At 63.8% G+C, this 15764-nt stretch carries 15 protein-coding genes and 1 pseudogene; 11 read left to right on the forward strand and 5 right to left on the reverse strand.

What is annotated here, in order from left to right; all coding sequences use genetic code 11:
- Nucleotides 1-21: 21 nt before the first annotated feature.
- Nucleotides 22-1059 carry an amino acid ABC transporter substrate-binding protein gene (locus ACTGJ9_RS03940; RefSeq protein WP_456678436.1) on the forward strand — a complete coding sequence of 346 codons (1038 nt, stop codon included), beginning with the start codon at nt 22-24 and terminating at the stop codon, nt 1057-1059.
- A 252-nt stretch (nt 1060-1311) separates the two neighbouring features.
- Here ACTGJ9_RS03940 and ACTGJ9_RS03945 read toward each other — a convergent pair whose 3' ends face one another.
- Both ACTGJ9_RS03945 and ACTGJ9_RS03950 read right to left on the reverse strand, forming a co-directional pair.
- On the reverse strand, nt 1312-2451 hold the full coding sequence (locus ACTGJ9_RS03945; RefSeq protein ID WP_456676010.1) for an acyl-CoA dehydrogenase family protein: 1140 nt from the start codon (nt 2449-2451) through the stop codon (nt 1312-1314).
- A 146-nt stretch (nt 2452-2597) separates the two neighbouring features.
- Complete coding sequence (locus tag ACTGJ9_RS03950; protein ID WP_456676011.1) at nt 2598-3812, reverse strand: acyl-CoA dehydrogenase family protein; 1215 nt, start codon at nt 3810-3812, stop codon at nt 2598-2600.
- Nucleotides 3813-3950: 138 nt separating this feature from the next.
- Here ACTGJ9_RS03950 and ACTGJ9_RS03955 point away from each other — a divergent pair, with 138 nt between their 5' ends.
- Both ACTGJ9_RS03955 and ACTGJ9_RS03960 read left to right on the forward strand, forming a co-directional pair.
- A complete protein-coding gene (locus ACTGJ9_RS03955; protein ID WP_456676012.1) occupies nt 3951-4496 on the forward strand; it encodes a carboxymuconolactone decarboxylase family protein in 546 nt (181 codons plus the stop codon).
- A 110-nt stretch (nt 4497-4606) separates the two neighbouring features.
- Nucleotides 4607-5101, forward strand: coding sequence for a VOC family protein (locus tag ACTGJ9_RS03960; protein WP_456676013.1), 495 nt, complete (start codon nt 4607-4609; stop codon nt 5099-5101).
- Between the two features lie 128 nt (nt 5102-5229).
- Here the strand turns inward: ACTGJ9_RS03960 and ACTGJ9_RS03965 are convergent.
- Together ACTGJ9_RS03965 and ACTGJ9_RS03970 are read right to left on the reverse strand one after the other, a co-directional pair.
- A pseudogene (locus ACTGJ9_RS03965) lies at nt 5230-6466 on the reverse strand (MFS transporter).
- 130 nt (nt 6467-6596) lie between these two features.
- Nucleotides 6597-7844, reverse strand: a complete 1248-nt coding sequence (locus ACTGJ9_RS03970; RefSeq protein WP_456676014.1) for an MFS transporter — start codon at nt 7842-7844, stop codon at nt 6597-6599.
- Between the two features lie 203 nt (nt 7845-8047).
- On the opposite strand from ACTGJ9_RS03970, the gene ACTGJ9_RS03975 reads away from it, so the two are divergent.
- Nucleotides 8048-10117 (forward strand): prolyl oligopeptidase family serine peptidase, encoded by a 2070-nt coding sequence (locus ACTGJ9_RS03975; RefSeq protein ID WP_456676015.1) that lies wholly within the window; start codon nt 8048-8050, stop codon nt 10115-10117.
- A gap of 12 nt (nt 10118-10129) precedes the next feature.
- Here ACTGJ9_RS03975 and ACTGJ9_RS03980 read toward each other — a convergent pair whose 3' ends face one another.
- Entirely contained in the window at nt 10130-10804 is a 675-nt protein-coding gene (locus ACTGJ9_RS03980; RefSeq protein WP_456676016.1) for a DUF938 domain-containing protein, read from the reverse strand.
- Between the two features lie 222 nt (nt 10805-11026).
- Between ACTGJ9_RS03980 and soxX the strand changes: the two genes are divergently transcribed.
- Genes soxX through ACTGJ9_RS04015 form a run of 7 tightly spaced genes read left to right on the forward strand, consistent with a single transcriptional unit; the run spans nt 11027 to nt 15636 of the window.
- The gene (gene soxX, locus ACTGJ9_RS03985; protein WP_456676017.1) at nt 11027-11383 is read left to right on the forward strand and encodes a sulfur oxidation c-type cytochrome SoxX; all 357 of its coding nucleotides are present in this window, start codon (nt 11027-11029) and stop codon (nt 11381-11383) included.
- 22 nt (nt 11384-11405) lie between these two features.
- Nucleotides 11406-11891, forward strand: a complete 486-nt coding sequence (gene soxY, locus ACTGJ9_RS03990; RefSeq protein ID WP_456676018.1) for a thiosulfate oxidation carrier protein SoxY — start codon at nt 11406-11408, stop codon at nt 11889-11891.
- A gap of 10 nt (nt 11892-11901) precedes the next feature.
- Nucleotides 11902-12213, forward strand: coding sequence for a thiosulfate oxidation carrier complex protein SoxZ (soxZ, locus tag ACTGJ9_RS03995; protein ID WP_456676019.1), 312 nt, complete (start codon nt 11902-11904; stop codon nt 12211-12213).
- The gene (gene soxA, locus ACTGJ9_RS04000) at nt 12213-13073 is read left to right on the forward strand and encodes a sulfur oxidation c-type cytochrome SoxA (RefSeq protein WP_456676020.1); all 861 of its coding nucleotides are present in this window, start codon (nt 12213-12215) and stop codon (nt 13071-13073) included. The genes soxZ and soxA overlap by 1 nt, the downstream gene beginning before the upstream one ends.
- Nucleotides 13070-13375, forward strand: a complete 306-nt coding sequence (locus ACTGJ9_RS04005) for a hypothetical protein (protein WP_456676021.1) — start codon at nt 13070-13072, stop codon at nt 13373-13375. Before soxA ends, ACTGJ9_RS04005 begins: the two co-directional genes overlap by 4 nt.
- Before the next feature lie 54 nt (nt 13376-13429).
- On the forward strand, nt 13430-15175 hold the full coding sequence (gene soxB, locus ACTGJ9_RS04010) for a thiosulfohydrolase SoxB (protein ID WP_456676022.1): 1746 nt from the start codon (nt 13430-13432) through the stop codon (nt 15173-15175).
- Between the two features lie 2 nt (nt 15176-15177).
- Nucleotides 15178-15636, forward strand: coding sequence for a DsrE family protein (locus ACTGJ9_RS04015; RefSeq protein ID WP_456676023.1), 459 nt, complete (start codon nt 15178-15180; stop codon nt 15634-15636).
- Nucleotides 15637-15764 lie beyond the last annotated feature (128 nt).

Genomic DNA, 15764 nt, shown 5'->3' on the forward strand with positions numbered 1-15764 from the left:
ACTTTTCGAGAGAGCAACATGATGCGCACATTTCGAGGCGGCCTGCTGATCGGGCTCGCGGTCGCCGTGCTGGTCGCCGCCTTCGCCATCACCTACGAATTCTACGACACCCGTACGCTGAAACGCACGGTGCGCCGCGGCGAAGTGCTGTGCGGTGTCAACAAGGGCCTGCCGGGCTTCTCGATTCCCGACGACAAGGGCAACTGGACCGGCTTTGACGTCGACTTCTGCCGCGCGGTGGCGGCCGCGATCTTCGACGATCCGGGCAAGGCGCGCTTCGTGCCGCTCGATGCCAGCGAGCGCTTCAAGGAATTGCAGAGCCGCAAGGTCGACATCCTCTCGCGCAACTCGACCTGGAGCATGTCGCGTGAGCTCGACTACGATCTCTATTTCCCGGCCGTGGCCTATTACGACGGCGAAGGTTTCATGGTGCCGCGCTCGCGCAACAAGGAAACGTCGCTGGACCTCGCCGACAGCAAGATCTGCGTGCAATCGGGGACCACCACGCTGCTCAATCTCGCCGACTACTTCCGCGCCAACAACATGAAGTACGATTTGGTGAAGTTCGACAAGCTGGAAGACGTGGTGAAGGCCTACGACACCGGCAAGTGCGACACGTTGACCGCCGACGTCTCGCAGCTCTATGCGCTGCGGCTGAACATGGCTAAGCCCGGCGACCACATGATCCTGCCCGACATGATCTCCAAGGAGCCGCTCGCCCCCGTCGTGCGCCAACGCGACGACGACTGGATGATGATCGTGAAGTGGACGCTCTACGCGATGATCAATGCCGAAGAGCTCGGCGTCACCTCGGAGAACATCGACGAGGCGCTGAAGTCGAAGAAGCCGGAGGTGATGCGGCTGGTCGGGACCGAAGGCAATTACGGCGAGCAGCTCGGCCTGACCAAGGACTGGGCCGTGCGCATCATCCGCCATGTCGGCAATTACGGCGAGATGTACGAGCGCAATATCGGCGAGAAATCGCAGCTGAAGATCCCGCGCGGGATGAACCAGCTGTGGAACGCGGGCGGCGTGCAGTACGCGCCGCCGATGCGGTAAGGCACTTCGTCATTGCGAGCGAAGCGAAGCAATCCAGAGGCTTTCCACGGTGACGGGCTGGATTGCTTCGTCGCTTCGCTCCTCGCAATGGCGAGCCTAGGGCAGGCGCTGTCCACCCTCTCAACTGTCATCGCCCGGCTTTGACCGGGCGATCCAGTATTACGAGACGTCAATTGTATGCGGAGGGGCCGCCGCGTGCTGGATCGCCCGCCTTCGCGGGCGATGACACCGAATGTGACGCAACGCAGCGCCTCAATACCCTCGCGCCCGCGCCAGCTGCTCGGTGTGGTAGTTCGCATCGCCGAACAGCTCCTCGCACACCCTTGCGCGCTTCATGAAGAAGCCGATGTCGAACTGGTCGGTCATGCCCATGCCGCCATGCATCTGCACGCCTTCCTGCACCGCGCGAGTGGCGGTGGTGCCGGCGCGGGCTTTTGCCACGGCGACGGCCGAGGCGGCCTTGGCGACATCCGCATCCAGTGCCTGCAGCGCCTTCATCGTGGCGGCGCGGGTGATCTCGATATCGACATAGAGCTCGGCGGCGCGATGCTGCAGCGCCTGGAATTCGCCGATCAGCTTGCCGAACTGCTTTCTGTTCTTGAGGTACTCGACGGTGCGATTGAACACTTCGTCGCTGAGGCCGACCATTTCGGCGGCGACCGCGCCGCGGCCGATATCAAGCACGCCGTCGAGCAGCGCGGCCCCCTGGTCGACCTCGCCGAGCACGCTGTCGGCATTGACCTCGACATTGGCGAGTTCGATCCGCGCCGCGTTGTGCGCGTCGACCATGATGGTGCGCTCGATCGCAACGCCCTTGGCCTTGGGATTCACCAGGAATAGCGTCAAACCGTCGCGCTCGCCGGCGGCGCCACCGGTGCGCGCGGCGACGATGAAGAGATCGGCGACGTGGCCGTCAACGACGAGCGCCTTGGTACCGGAGAGCCTGAAGCCATTGCCGGCGCGCACAGCCTGCAAATTGGTCCGCAGCGGGCGATGCTTTGCCCCTTCGTCGATCGCGAGCGTCGCGAGCAGCGAGCCGTTCGAAATCTTCGGCAAGAACTCCGATTTCTGCGCGGCATTGCCGCCGCGGTTCAGCGCCGAGGCCGCGACCACGCTGGTGGCGAGGAACGGCGATGGCATCAAGGTACGGCCGATTTCTTCCATCACGATTCCGGCTTCCATGAAGCCGAGGCCGCTGCCGCCGAACTCTTCGGGCACCAGCAGGCCGGCAAAACCCATTTCGGCGAAGGCGTGCCACAGCTCCTTGGAGAAGCCCGTCGGATCCTTGCTGTCGCGCAAGCCGCGCAGGTGCGACACCGGCGCCTTGTCGCTGATCAGCCCGCGCGCGCTGTCGCGGAGCATTGATTGTTCTTCGGTGAGGACGAGGGCCATGTGCGTGTTTCCGATTCGAAATCTATTTGTCGTCGTCATTCCGGGATGGCCCGAAGGGCCAGGCCCGGAATCCATCAGGCGGTAGAGTTTATGGACGAATGGATTCCGGGTTCGCGACTTCGTCGCGCCCCGGAATGACGCAAAGCTCACGCCCCCGGCAGATCCAGGATGCGCTTGGCAACGATGCCGAGCATGACCTCGCTGGTGCCGCCTTCGATCGAATTGGCCTTGGTGCGCAGCCAGGCGCGCGGACGCGCGCCCTGCCGCGACCGCTCGCTCTCCCATTCCAGTGCATCGACGCCGCCGGCCGACATCAGGATCTCGTAGCGGCGCTTGTTGAGCTCGGTGCCGTAATACTTCATCGCCGACGAGAATGCCGGATGCGCCTGCCCTGCCTTGGCGAGATCGATGGCGCGCTCGGCGCAGGCGGCAAGCGCGGCCTCATCGACATCGAAGCTCGCGATCTTGCCGCGCAGCATGGAATCATCGAGCTTGCCTTGCCCATCGGTGCCGACGGAATCGGCCGCGATCTGGCCGAGCGGCCGGCCGACGCCGCGCTCGCCCATGCCCGAGATCATCGCGCGCTCGTGCTGGAGCAGATATTTCGCAACATCCCAGCCGCGGTTGATGGTGCCGACCACATGCGACTTCGGCACCCGGACGCCGTCGAAGAAGGTTTCGCAGAACGGCGAATAGCCTGAGATCAGGAGAATCGGCTTGGTGGTGACGCCCTTCGACGTCATGTCGAACAGGATGAAGCTGATGCCGTCGTGCTTCTTGGCCGTAGGATCGGTGCGGACGAGACAGAAGATCCAGTCGGCGTAGTTGGCGTAGGACGTCCAGATCTTCGAGCCCGTGATGACGAAATCGTCGCCATCGCTCTCGGCACGGGTCTGGAGCGAGGCGAGATCGGAGCCCGCGTTCGGCTCGGAATAGCCCTGGCACCAGCGGATCAGGCCCGCCGCGATCTTCGGCAGATGCTCCTTTTTCTGCGCCTCATTCCCGTACTTCAAGAGCGCCGGTCCAAGCATCCAGATCCCGAAGCTCGACAGCGGTGGGCGCGCGCCGATCCTGGCCATTTCGGCGCGCAGCACCTTGTGCTCGGCAGCGCTGAGGCCACCGCCACCATATTCTTTCGGCCAGTCCGGCACGGTCCAGCCCTTGTCGCGCATGCGCTCAAACCAGATGCGCTGCGGCTCGGACGAGAATTTTGCGTTGCGCCCGCCCCAGAACACGTCGGTGTCTGACGTCGCGGGCTTGCGCATCTCCGGCGGGCAGTTGGCTTCGAGCCAAGCGCGCGTCTCAGTGCGGAATTTCTCGAGATCGGCGGTTTCGGATTCGCTGGTTTTGGAATCAGTCATTCGGTCGTTTCCATCAATCACAATCGGCTTGTTGGGCGCGACTCTGGGCCATCGCACTGTGGAATTCAACCACTTCCGCAGCCCGTCATCCGCTATAGTCGCGCCACTGCGGTGCTTGAAAACAAAGAGGAAACGCGAATGCGCCTGAAACTTCTTTCGCCTGGCGAAATGAACGAGAATCAACGGCAGACCTATGACGAGTCGATTGCCGGCAAGCGCGGCAAGCCGCCGGCGCCGATGATGGCCTGGCTCAACAGCCCCGACATGGCCCGTCACGCCACGCGGCTCGGCGAAGTCCTGCGCTACGATACGATATTCCCGGCAAAGCTCTCGGAGATCGCGATCCTTGTGACGGCACGGCACTGGACCGCGCACTACGAATGGCATGCGCATAAGCGCCTCGCGCTTGCGGGCGGCATGGATCCCCAAATCATCGACGCGATCCGCGATCGCCGCACGCCTGAATTCGAGGATCCCAAGGGCAAGATGATCTACGACCTCGCGAAGTCGCTGCACGAGGGCCATGGTGTCGAGAAGGGGCTCTATGATGCGGCGGTGCAGCTGCTCAGCGAACGCGGCGTCGTCGAGGTGATTGGACTGTGCGGCTACTACACCATGGTATCGATGACGCTGAACACGTTTGAGTTCGAGCTGCCGGAGGGCGAGGTGCGCGAGCTGTCATAGCTTCGCATTCGGACGCGCAATTGCGCATCCGGAAGCGCTGGGTTTCGGGATCGGCCGGTAGCGCTGTCCCGATGCCCGGCTTAAGTAGCATTCAGTCAAGGAGCAACAGCATGTCGCAAACCCCAGCCGTCGCCGCCGGCACAAGGATCGGCCATGTCCATCTCAAGGTCGCCGATCTCGATCGCGCGCTCGGCTTCTATTGCGGCGTGCTCGGCTTCGAGCTGATGCAGCGCATGGGCTCCGGCGCGGCCTTCATCTCGGCCGGCGGTTATCATCACCACATCGGGCTCAATACCTGGGAAAGCAAGGGCGGCTCTCCGCCGCCGCCAGGCACCACCGGACTGTTCCACACTGCGATCCTCTACCCAACTCGGCCGGCGCTGGCGGACGCGTTGCACCGCGTGCTCTCAGCCGGCATTGCGCTGGACGGCGCCAGCGACCACGGCGTCAGCGAGGCGCTGTATCTGCGTGATCCTGACGAGAATGGCGTGGAGCTGTATTGGGACAAGCCGCGGGAGCAATGGCCGTTTGGGCCGGACGGGAAGCTCGCGATGTTCACGAAGCGGCTGGATGTTGAGGGGTTGCTGAAGCAGCGGGAGGGGTGATCTCGGTTCTCTCCTCGTCATTGCGAGCGCAGCAAAGCAATCCAGAATCGTTCCGCGGAGACAGTCTGGATTGCTTCGTCGCAAGGGCTCCTCGCAATGACGGAGTTTGTTGAGGCGACGCCGCGCTCCTACGCAGTTTTCGCTCGCGGCTTCCCTCGCACCATGATCAGTGCCGCCGCTATCACCTCCAGCGCGATGCACAGATAAAACGGCAGCGAATATCCGCCGGACCAATCGCGCAGGACGCCGACGACGCCGGGGCCGAACGCGTAGGTCACCTGGTTGATCGCGGTGTTGAGGCTGATCAGCACGCCGAACGAGGCGGAGTCGAACTCCTGCTGCACGATCAGCGACGGCAGCGTGATGAGATTGCCGACCGAGAAGCCGAACACCGCGCAGGCCGCGATCAGCACATAATCGTTGTGCAGATTGATGACGACGCACAGCGCGGCGGCCTGGCTGAGGAATGACAGCGCCGACGCCAGCCGCTGGTTGAGGCGATCGATCACCATCGAGAACAGGACGCGGCCGATCACCGCCATCGCGGTGAGCACCGCGACCGCCACGGCCGCGCGCTCGCGCCCGATCACGGGATCGAGGAACGAGATCAGGTGCACGATGAAGCCGACCTGGGCGAACAGCACCAGCGCGAAGGCAATCGTCACCGTGAGGAAGCCGACATCGCGCAGCGCGCGGGAGCGGATCTCTGCCGATGACTGCGGCTTGGCCTTGGTTGCTCCATGCCCCCGTGGAGATCGGGCGGCTGGCCGACCACCAGCAAAATCACCGGCAGCAGCAGCACCAGCATGGCGCCGGAGGTGGCGAACATCGCGTTTCCGAAGCCGATATGGCTGATCATCGTCACCAGCAGCGGCACGCCGACGATGCCGCCAAAGCTCGCGCCGTTCAGCGCCAGGCTGATCGCCATGCCGCGCTTCTGATCGAACCACAGGCTGATCGTATTGGTGATCATGGCAAGGCTGGTGCCGGCCCAGCCGAAGGCGAGCACGGCATCGGCCAGATAAAGCTGCCAGGGCTCGCGCACCGCGCCGATCGCGACCGCAGCGGCCGCCATCGCCACCGTGCCGGCGATCAGGCACAGCCGCGGGCCGTATTTTCGGACGGCTTCACCGACGAAGACGACGAGCAGCGCGCCGAACAGATAGAAGAACGTGGTGCCGGACGAGATCAGCGAGGCCGGCCAGCCCCGCGCGCGCTGCAGCTCGGCGACATAGACGCTCTGGCCGTAGAAGCCGAGCCCCAGCCGAACGTCGCGAGCAGGAAGCAGACCGCGACGATGCGCCAGCCTTCGTAACGGAGCGAGGATTCGCCTATTGGAGTGGTGTGGTGGGGATTGTCGAGCATTTGCGCTTCTCCTTCGCACCCCGCGCGTTGTGATTTTCTGTCCATGACGATCATCATGTATCGATGCCAGGGTAGAAAATCACTTCGACAGCGATCGAAGTATCAACGTTGCTGACAGTCTCCTGCCAATTCAGATCGCGTCCGGGAACTCGCCCATCGCGGCCGCCAACCGCGCCCTGCGGCGGCGGGCGAACGACGCAAGAGAGAGCACGGAGAGGCCAAGCACGACCGGCGGAAACACGACCATGTTCACGGCCGACCAGCCATAATTGGCGAGCAGCTGCCCCGACGAGAACGAGCCCATCGCCATCATGCCGAACACCAGGAAATCGTTGAACGCCTGCACCTTGTTGCGTTCCTGCGGGCGGTGCGTCTCCAGCACCAGAGCGGAGGCACCGATGAAGGAGAAATTCCAGCCCACCCCGAGCACGACCAGCGTCGCCCAGAAATGCATCGCGGTGATGCCGGAGAGGCCGATGCCGGCGGCCCCCGCCTCCAACAGCAAACCGGCGGCGACGATTTTCGGTGCGCCAAAGCGGGCGATCAGCGCACCGGTGAAGAAGCTCGGGCCGTACATCGCGACGATGTGCCATTGAATGCCGAAATTGGAATCGGACAGACTGAGCCCGCACATCTTCATCGCGAGCGGCGCCGAGGTCATCACCAGGTTCATCATGGGATAGGAGATGACGCCGCACAGGGCGGCCGCGATGAAGCGCGGCTGGGTCACGATGGTGAGCAGCGGCCGGCCGCCGTGCAGATCGGCAGGCGCCGGTTTCGGCATATCGACGCCGGCGACGATGCCCATCGCGACCAGCGCGACCGCCGCCTGCACCAGGAAGCTGAAGGCGAACAGATAGGGCGACCAGATGTCCATGGTCCATTGCACCAGCTGCGGACCGAGCACACCGGCGAACACGCCTCCCGCCATCACCCACGATACGGCTTTCGGCCGATAGGCCGCGCTGGCGCCGTCGGCCGCCGCGAAGCGGTAGGATTGCGCCACCGAGCCATAGAGGCCGCCGAGAAAGGTCGCGAGACAAAACAGCGCGAACGAGGCGTGCAGGATTGCGAACGAACCGAGGAGACCCGTGAGCGTGCCAAGCCCGGTGCCGATCACGAAAGCCCAGCGGCGGCCGAAGCGGCGCGAGATCGCGCCGGTCGGCAGCGTGCCGGCTGCAAGCCCGACCACGTACATCGATAGCGGCACGGTCGCGAGCGACATGTCGGGCGCGAGCGTGGCGCCGACAATCGAGCCGGTAGCGAAGATCACCGCCGAGTTGGCGCCGGTCAGCGCCTGGGCTGCGGCGAGACGCACCACATTGCCGCGCACGCGGACATCGTCGGCAATCTCGGTGGCTGAAGTCACATCTAACATCGGCATTTCCGCCCGCAGGGTCTTTTAAGTAAAAGCCTTGATGATTCCCGGCACTATGGAGGGGCGCGGGAGGGCGGGCAACCGGCGCAAACGGGCGCAGGCCATGCCTCTGACGCAATCGGACCGATGATACAAGACCGCACTCTTGACGGCTTGCGCGCGATCAAATCCTATCCGCCGCGCGATCTCAGGGAGTTTCGTTCATGTCCGTCGATAGCAGGCCTACGCTCAGCGCTCCCGACGACGATCCCTGGCTCTGGCTGGAGGAGGTCGAGGGCGTCCGCGCGCTCGATTTCGTCGAACGGCAGAACCGCCTGACGCTGGACAAGTTCGGCGGCGCGGCGTTCGAACGCGACCGTGACGCGCTCGCAGCGATCTATGACCGCCCGGACAACATTCCCTATGTGGGACGGCGCGGCGGCTATCTCTACAATCTCTGGAAGGACGCCGAGCATCCACGCGGGCTGTGGCGTCGCACCACGCTCGCGGAGTTTTGCAAACCCAATCCGGCGTGGGAGATCGTGCTGGATATCGACAAGCTCGCCGCGAGCGAGGGCGAAGACTGGCTGCTGAGCTCGATCAGCTCGCTGCCGGGACACTCGCGAGCCATCCTGAGCCTGTCGCGCGGCGGCAGCGACGCCGTCACCTTGCGGGAATTCGACGCGGATACGAAGAGCTTTGTCGCCGACGGCTTTACGCTGCCGGAAGCCAAGGGCGGCGTCGATTGGCTCGATCCGGACACGCTGCTGCTGTCGAGCGCGCACGGCGAGGGCATGGTGACGACATCAGGCTATGCGCGAACCGGTCGCCTGTGGCGGCGTGGCGAGAGCGTGGATCAAGCGCAGATGATCATCGAGACCACGGCCGATCATATGGGGATCTTTGGCAGCGTGGACGATACCGGCGCGAAACCGCGCGCCTGGATCATCGACCAGATCGACTTTTTCAATTACGGCATCTGGCTGCGCGACGACGCCGGCACCACAACGAAGCTCGACCTGCCGACCGGCATCTGGATGCAGGCGCATGGCGACTGGTTTGCGATGAAACTGCGCACGGACTGGGCGATCGCAGGACGAACCTATGCCGCCGACGCCGTGCTCGGCATCTCGCTCTCGGCGTTCCTCGCCGGCAGCCGCGACTTCAGAATCCTGTTCGAGCCCGGACCGCGGCGGGCCTTGCAGGGTTTCTTCTGGGCCGCGGGCAAGCTGGTGCTGTCGATCCTAGACGAGCTGAAGCCGCAATTCGAGATCCGCACGCCATCTGCCACTGTGTGGAGTCGCGAGAGGCTTGGCGGTCTTCCCGAGATCGGCGTCGTCGATGTCTGGCCGCTCGATCGCCATTCCTCCGAGAGCAACGGCGACCTGCTCGCCAATGTGCAGGACCCGCTGATGCCGCCGTCGCTCTCGCTGGTCGAGCGCGGTGTGGAAAGTCCGACCGTCCTCAAGCAGGCGCCGAAGACCTTCAACGCGGACGGCCTCGTGGTGACGCAGCACGAGGCGATCTCGGTTGACGGCGAGCGGATTCCCTATGTGCAGACCGGCCCAGCCGGCGAGACCGGCGATGCGCCGGTCTATATGAGCGCCTATGGCGGCTTCGGGCTCGCGGTGAAGCCGCATTACAATTCGTCGCTCGGCAAGCTCTGGCTGGAGCGCGGCGGCACCATCGTGCAGGCGAATTTGCGCGGCGGCGGCGAGTTCGGCACGCGCTGGCACGATGCCGGCCGTTTCGCCGGCAAGAAATTGTCGCATGATGATTTCGCAGCCGTTGCCGCCGATCTCGTCCGCCGTGGCGTGACGCAGCCAAAGCGCATCGCCGCGCAAGGCGGATCGAACGGCGGCATCCTCATCACCAACATGCTGGTGCGATACCCCGAGCGGTTCGGCGCGCTGTTCTGCACCATCCCGCTGATCGACATGCGCCGCTACACCAAGCTGCTCGCCGGCGCGAGCTGGATCGCGGAATATGGCGACCCGGACAAACCCGAGGAATGGGAGTGGCTCAAGACCTACTCCGCCTATCACAACGCAAAACCCGGCCAGCCCTATCCGCCGATCCTGATCGCGACGACACGGCGCGACGACCGCGTCCATCCCGGTCACGCACGCAAGATGGCCGCAAAGCTGCAGGCGATGGGCTATGAGGCCCGGTTCTACGAGCCGGCCGCCGGCGGTCACGGCTACGGCAAGGACAACAAGGAGCGCGCCGGCTTCGAGGTGCTGGGATTTCAGTTCTTGAAGGAGAAGATCGGGTGGCGGGACGGCGAGGCCTAGAGGCCTCGTGCCTCAGCCGCGCCCAAACACCAGCGTCAGATTGTTGGCAGGCATATCCATGACATCCACCAGACCGAGGCCCGCGGCCCGGGCGAGGGTCTCGACATCGCCAAGATCGCGCACGCCCCAATCGGGATTGCCGTCGCGCAGCGACGTGTCGAACACGGCGTTGCTGAGTGCGGTGTGCTTGCCGTCGCGCTTGAACGGGCCGTAAAGGAACAGCTGGCCGTCGGACCGCAAGTAGCGGCCGGCGCCGGCGAACAGGCCCTCGGCCACGGTCCAGGGCGCAATGTGGATGACATTGGCGCAGAACACGGCCGCAAGATTGTTGGGTCCCCGCCCGCTCTTCATCTCCGGGCACCAGTCGGGGTCGGACAGATCGATCCGCAACGGCGAGCGGACGTTCTTCAACCCCGAATGCAGGCGCCAGGCCTCGATGCTTTTCACATGGCGCTGGTTAAGGTCGCTCGGCCACCAGACCAGATCGGGCGTGTGGCGGGCGAAATGGACCACGTGCTGGCCGGTTCCACTGCCGACCTCGACCACGTCGCCCGACCGCCCGATGAGATGCTTTCCGAGCGCCATCCAGAGCGGCTCGTGATTACGATGGAAAGCCGGCGCATCGAGACGGCCGTCGGATTCGACCCGCCCACCATCCCTGCCAAATTCAACGACATACTCGGCCAATTCATGTCCCCGGAAAACGAGAAAGCAGACCAAAACCGCAACAGGGGCCAAACGCCCCGAACGGGTGCCGGTCAAAGCCGGCTTGTTGAACGATCTATCTCTTCAGTTGCAATGCGGAAGATATTAACGGCATTTTGTGCGCTGCATAGTCTTGATTGTCAGGGCATGCCCTTTGTGCTTTTGAACATTATCTGCAGACATCATAAGCCCCGGAATGACGCCTTGACCGCCTTTCCTCGCAAGCCCGCCCTGCTCCTCGCGCTGGTCGTCCTCACGAGCCTTGCCGCGCGCCCGGCAGGCGCGCAGTCTGCCATCGTCGAGGGCCAAAAGCTCGCCTTCGACCGCGGCAAGGGCAATTGCCTGACCTGCCACGTCATCAAGGGCGGCGATTTGCCGGGCACCATCGGGCCCGAGCTGAAGGACATCAAGGCAAAATTCCCCGACCGCAACGAACTGGTCGCGATTCTGTTCGATGAGACCAAGCGTAACCCGCAGACCATGATGCCGCCGTTCGGGCGCAACCGGCTTTTGACCGACCAGGAGATCAACGCGATCGTTGATTTCCTGCAAACGCTGTAACGGCGGGCCCAGGAGACCTGAGATGACTGCACATACCGGCCCTCACCCGACGCGGCGCCTGATCCTTCAGGGCGCGGCCTCGGTCGCACTGATCGGCCTCGGCAACCTGCCGTTTGCGCCTGCGCGTGCCGCGGCCAACGACAAATATCCGGAAGAGGCATTCAAGCTGAAGAACGAGACCGACGCGATCAAGGCACTCTACGGCAAGACCGCGGAGCCCTCCGAGAAGGTCAAGCTCGATGCGCCGGAGATCGCCGAGAATGGCGGCGTGGTGCCGATCTCGGTGACGACGACGCTCGACAAGGTCACCTCGATCTCGTTCTTCGTCGCCGAGAACCCGAACGCGCTCGCAGCAAGCTACAAGGTTCCTGAGGGCACGATGCCTGCCGTCGCCAACCGCCTCAAGATGGCCAAGACCAGCAACGTGACCGCGATCGTGGAAGCCGACGGCAGGCTCTACAGCGCGACCAAGGAAGTGAAGGTCACCGTCGGCGGCTGCGGCGGCTAGGAGAATCAAGGTGGCATCCAGCATTCGCGTCCGCGCAACATCCAACGGCGACATCACCGAGGTGCAGACGCTGATCCAGCATCCCATGGACACCGGCCTGGTCAAGGATGCCAAGGGCGAGCTGATTCCCGCGCACTTCATCCGGGAGCTGAAATTCGCATGTAATGGCAAGGACGTGTTCGTCGCCAATTGGGGCACCGCGGTCTCCAAGGACCCCTATGTCAAGTTCAGCTTCAAGGGTGCCAAGAAGGGCGACGACGTCAAGATCTCCTGGACCGACAACAAGGGTGGGTCCGACGAGACCACCGCGAAGATCGCGTGATGAGGGCCCGCACTGCTCTCCTTGGCGCGTTGAGCGCCGCGCTCGTCGCGTTCGCACTCAGCGCTCCGCGCGTGATTGCGGCCGACAAGGTCGATGCCGTCGCTGATGCCAAGGCGTTCCAGAACTTCTTCTTCCAGAAGTTTCCCGATGTGAAGCACGAGGATTTCGTCAACGGCCCGTATTCCATGAACGAGGACATGAAGCGGCAGTGGCAGGAGAAGGAAGAGTTTCCGCCCTACGAGTTCGCACTCGACGCCGGCAAGGAGATGTTTGCGACGCCGTTCAAGAACGGCAAGACCTATGCTGATTGCTTCCCGAACGGCGGCATCGGCATTCGCCAGAACTATCCTTATTTTGACACCGGCGAGGGCAAGGTCGTCACGCTGGAGCTTGCGCTCAACCGCTGCCGCGAGGCCAATGGCGAGGCGCCCTACTCCTATGTCAAGGACGAGATGGCCTCGCTCACGGCGTACATGGCCTTCACCTCGCGTGGCAAGCCGATGGACATCAAGATTCCAGATGATCCCCGCGCGCTCGAAGCGTTCGAGAACGGCAAGCGTTATTTCTACACCCGCCGCGGCCAGTTGAACTTCTCCTGCGCGAGCTGCCACGTCCAGAGCCCGGGCGAGCGCATCCGCGCCGAGATCCTGGCGCCGGCGCTCGGCATTTTGAACGCCATGCCGATCTACCGCTCCGAATGGAGCGGAATGGGCACCACCAGCCGCCGCTTCATCACCTGCAACAGCCAGACCCGCGCGGTTCCGCTGGAGCCGCAGGCGGACGAATATCGCGACGTCGAATATTTCCTCTCCTACGTCGCCAACGGCCTGCCGATCTCGGGACCGGGAGCGCGACCATGAAGCGGTCACTTACCTTGGCCATGTTGCTGGCCCTGAGCTTCGCGCCGATGGCGCGCGCGGCAACCGAGGCAGACTACAAGGCGGCCTATGCCGCCGCGGAGGCTGCGTCCAAAGAGGCCGCCGGCATGCGCAACCAGTGGACCACGACCGTCTCGACCCTCGCCGCCGCCAGGAAGGCGGGCGATGGCGGCGATTTCGACCGTGCGGTGGCGGCAGCCAAGGAGGCCGAGGCGCTGGCGAAAGCATCCATCTTCCAGGCGACCTCCGAAAAAGAAGCCTGGAAGGCGATGGAAATCCGCTAGAATAATGCGCCGTGCCACCGTCGAACTGCCGAGAACAGGCGGAGAAAACTTGTGATGGCGATCCGCCGCCGCGATTTCCTGAGGAGTTCAGCCGTTGCCGCCGCATCGCTTGCACTGCCGCGGCTTGCGCGCGGCGCTGAAACCGCGAGCATTTACGACATCGAGCGGTTCGGCAATGCACGGATCCTCCATCTCACCGACACGCATGCGCAGCTCAACCCGGTCTATGTCCGCGAGCCCAGCGTCAATATCGGCATCGGCGAGATGGCGGGACGGCCGCCGCATCTGGTCGGTCGCGCTTTGCTGGAGCACTTTGGCATCCGGCCCGACAGCGCCGACGCCTATGCCTTCACCTGCATCGAATTCGAAAAATCCGCCGGCCGCTTCGGCAAGCTCGGCGGCTTCGCCCATCTGAAGACACTGATCGACCGCCTGCGCGCTGACGTCGGCGAAAAGCATGCCATGCTGGTCGACGGCGGCGACCTCTGGCAGGGCACCGGCCTCGCCAACATCATGCAGGGCCGCGACATGGTCGAGGTCGCCAATCTGCTCGGCATCGAGGCGATGACCGGACATTGGGAGTTCACCTATGGCGAGCAGGCGCTGCGCAACAATCTCGAGCACTTCAAGGGCGAGTTTCTGGCGCAGAACGTCTTCCTGACCGAGGAAGCGGCGTTCAACGACGCCGCCGCCTTCGACAAGGCGACGGGGCGCGTGTTCAAGCCGTCAACCATCAAGGAGATCGGCGGTCATCGCGTCGCGATCATCGGCCAGGCCTTTCCTTACGTGCCGATCGCGCATCCCAAGCGCTTCACGCCGGACTGGACGTTTGGCATTCGCGAGGAAGAACTCCAGAAGCATGTCGAGAGCTTGCGCGGCAGCGACAAGGTCGATGCGGTGATCCTGCTGTCGCACAACGGCATGGATGTCGACCTCAAGCTCGCAAGCCGCGTCACCGGCATCGACGTCATCCTCGGCGGCCACACCCATGATGCCGTGCCGCAACCGATCGCCGTGAAGAACGCTAATGGTACGACGCTCGTCACCAATGCCGGCTCCAACGGGAAATTTCTGGGCGTGCTCGATCTCGCGCTCGACAAGGGCAAGGTCAGCGATGTCAAATATCATCTGCTGCCGGTCTATTCCGAACTGCTGAAGCCCGATCCTGCAATGGCCGAGCTGATCGGCCGGGTGCGCGCGCCGTTCGTAAACGACTGGTCGGAGAAGATCGCAACGCCCGACCGGCTGCTCTATCGCCGCGACAATTTCGCAGGTCCCGTTGACGAACTGATCTGCACCGCGCTGCGCACCGAGCTCGACGCCGAGATCGCGCTGTCGCCGGGTTTCCGCTGGGGCGTCACCGCGCTCTCCGGCCAGCCGCTAACCATGGAGGATGTGCTCGCGGAGACCGCGATCACCTATCCCGAGACCTATGTGCAGGAGATGACCGGCACCGAGATCAAGGACGTCCTGGAAGACGTCTGCGACAATCTCTTCAACGCCGATCCCTATCATCAGCAGGGCGGCGACATGGTGCGCGCCGGCGGGCTCAGCTATTCCTGCAGCCCCGCCAACGCGATCGGCAGCCGCATCTCCGAGCTGAAGCTCGCCAATGGCAAGGCGCTCAGCGCCGTCAGGCACTACAAGGTCGCAGGCTGGGCGTCGGTCGACGGCCAGCAGGGCGCACCGGTGTGGGACGTCGTCGGCAAATATCTGCGCTCGGGCCGGATGTTTCAGGAGCGCCTCGGCAGCGGCGTCACGCTGAAGGGCGTCGACGGCAATCCGGGCGTTGCAGGATAGGGATGATGCGGTCGCAAGTGTTTCGCACAATGCTGCTGGCGCTGCTCGTGTGGACGGCGATGCCGCTCGCTCTTGCGCAGCAAGTACCGCTCCAGGACAAGCCCTTCGCCGAGCACAAGCTCGTACTGCAGCTCTCGGATAATGATGCGAAGAAGCAGGCTCTGGTGCTGAGCGTCGCCAACAATCTGCTGAGGGCTTACGACCCCGACAAGATCGCGGTGGAGGTCGTCGCCTTCGGGCCCGGCATCGATCTGCTGCTGTCCGGCAGCGAGCGCCGTAAGCAGGTCGAAAGCCTGATCGCGCAGGGCGTGCGTTTCGACATCTGCCTCAACACCGTCGACACGATCGAGCGGCAGACGGGCAAGCGGCCGGAGTTCATTCCGGCGGCGACCCCGGTGCAGGTGGGCGTCGGGCAGATCCTGTTTCTGGCGGAGAATGGGTACACATTGGTGAGGCCGTAGCTGGCGTTGCGGCGCCACACTCGGTGTCATCGCCCGGCTTGATGTTTAGACCGGACAGATCACTGACAGGTGTTCGGAGACATAGCTGACACATCAAAATGGACTGGAATGGTCGATTCGGGAGGCCT

This window comes from Bradyrhizobium sp. RDM12, assembly GCF_051917485.1.
GTDB lineage: Bacteria > Pseudomonadota > Alphaproteobacteria > Rhizobiales > Xanthobacteraceae > Bradyrhizobium.

Bases quoted from the DNA above. Each gene is read 5' to 3' on its own strand.
- ACTGJ9_RS03940 (WP_456678436.1), top strand. From the start codon at position 22: ATGCGCACATTTCGAGGCGGCCTGCTGATCGGGCTCGCGGTCGCCGTG.
- ACTGJ9_RS03945 (WP_456676010.1), bottom strand. From the start codon at position 2,451: ATGGCCCTCGTCCTCACCGAAGAACAATCAATGCTCCGCGACAGCGCG.
- ACTGJ9_RS03950 (WP_456676011.1), bottom strand. From the start codon at position 3,812: ATGACTGATTCCAAAACCAGCGAATCCGAAACCGCCGATCTCGAGAAA.
- ACTGJ9_RS03955 (WP_456676012.1), top strand. From the start codon at position 3,951: ATGCGCCTGAAACTTCTTTCGCCTGGCGAAATGAACGAGAATCAACGG.
- ACTGJ9_RS03960 (WP_456676013.1), top strand. From the start codon at position 4,607: ATGTCGCAAACCCCAGCCGTCGCCGCCGGCACAAGGATCGGCCATGTC.
- ACTGJ9_RS03970 (WP_456676014.1), bottom strand. From the start codon at position 7,844: ATGTTAGATGTGACTTCAGCCACCGAGATTGCCGACGATGTCCGCGTG.
- ACTGJ9_RS03975 (WP_456676015.1), top strand. From the start codon at position 8,048: ATGTCCGTCGATAGCAGGCCTACGCTCAGCGCTCCCGACGACGATCCC.
- soxY (WP_456676018.1), top strand. From the start codon at position 11,406: ATGACTGCACATACCGGCCCTCACCCGACGCGGCGCCTGATCCTTCAG.
- soxA (WP_456676020.1), top strand. From the start codon at position 12,213: ATGAGGGCCCGCACTGCTCTCCTTGGCGCGTTGAGCGCCGCGCTCGTC.
- ACTGJ9_RS04005 (WP_456676021.1), top strand. From the start codon at position 13,070: ATGAAGCGGTCACTTACCTTGGCCATGTTGCTGGCCCTGAGCTTCGCG.
- soxB (WP_456676022.1), top strand. From the start codon at position 13,430: ATGGCGATCCGCCGCCGCGATTTCCTGAGGAGTTCAGCCGTTGCCGCC.
- ACTGJ9_RS04015 (WP_456676023.1), top strand. From the start codon at position 15,178: ATGATGCGGTCGCAAGTGTTTCGCACAATGCTGCTGGCGCTGCTCGTG.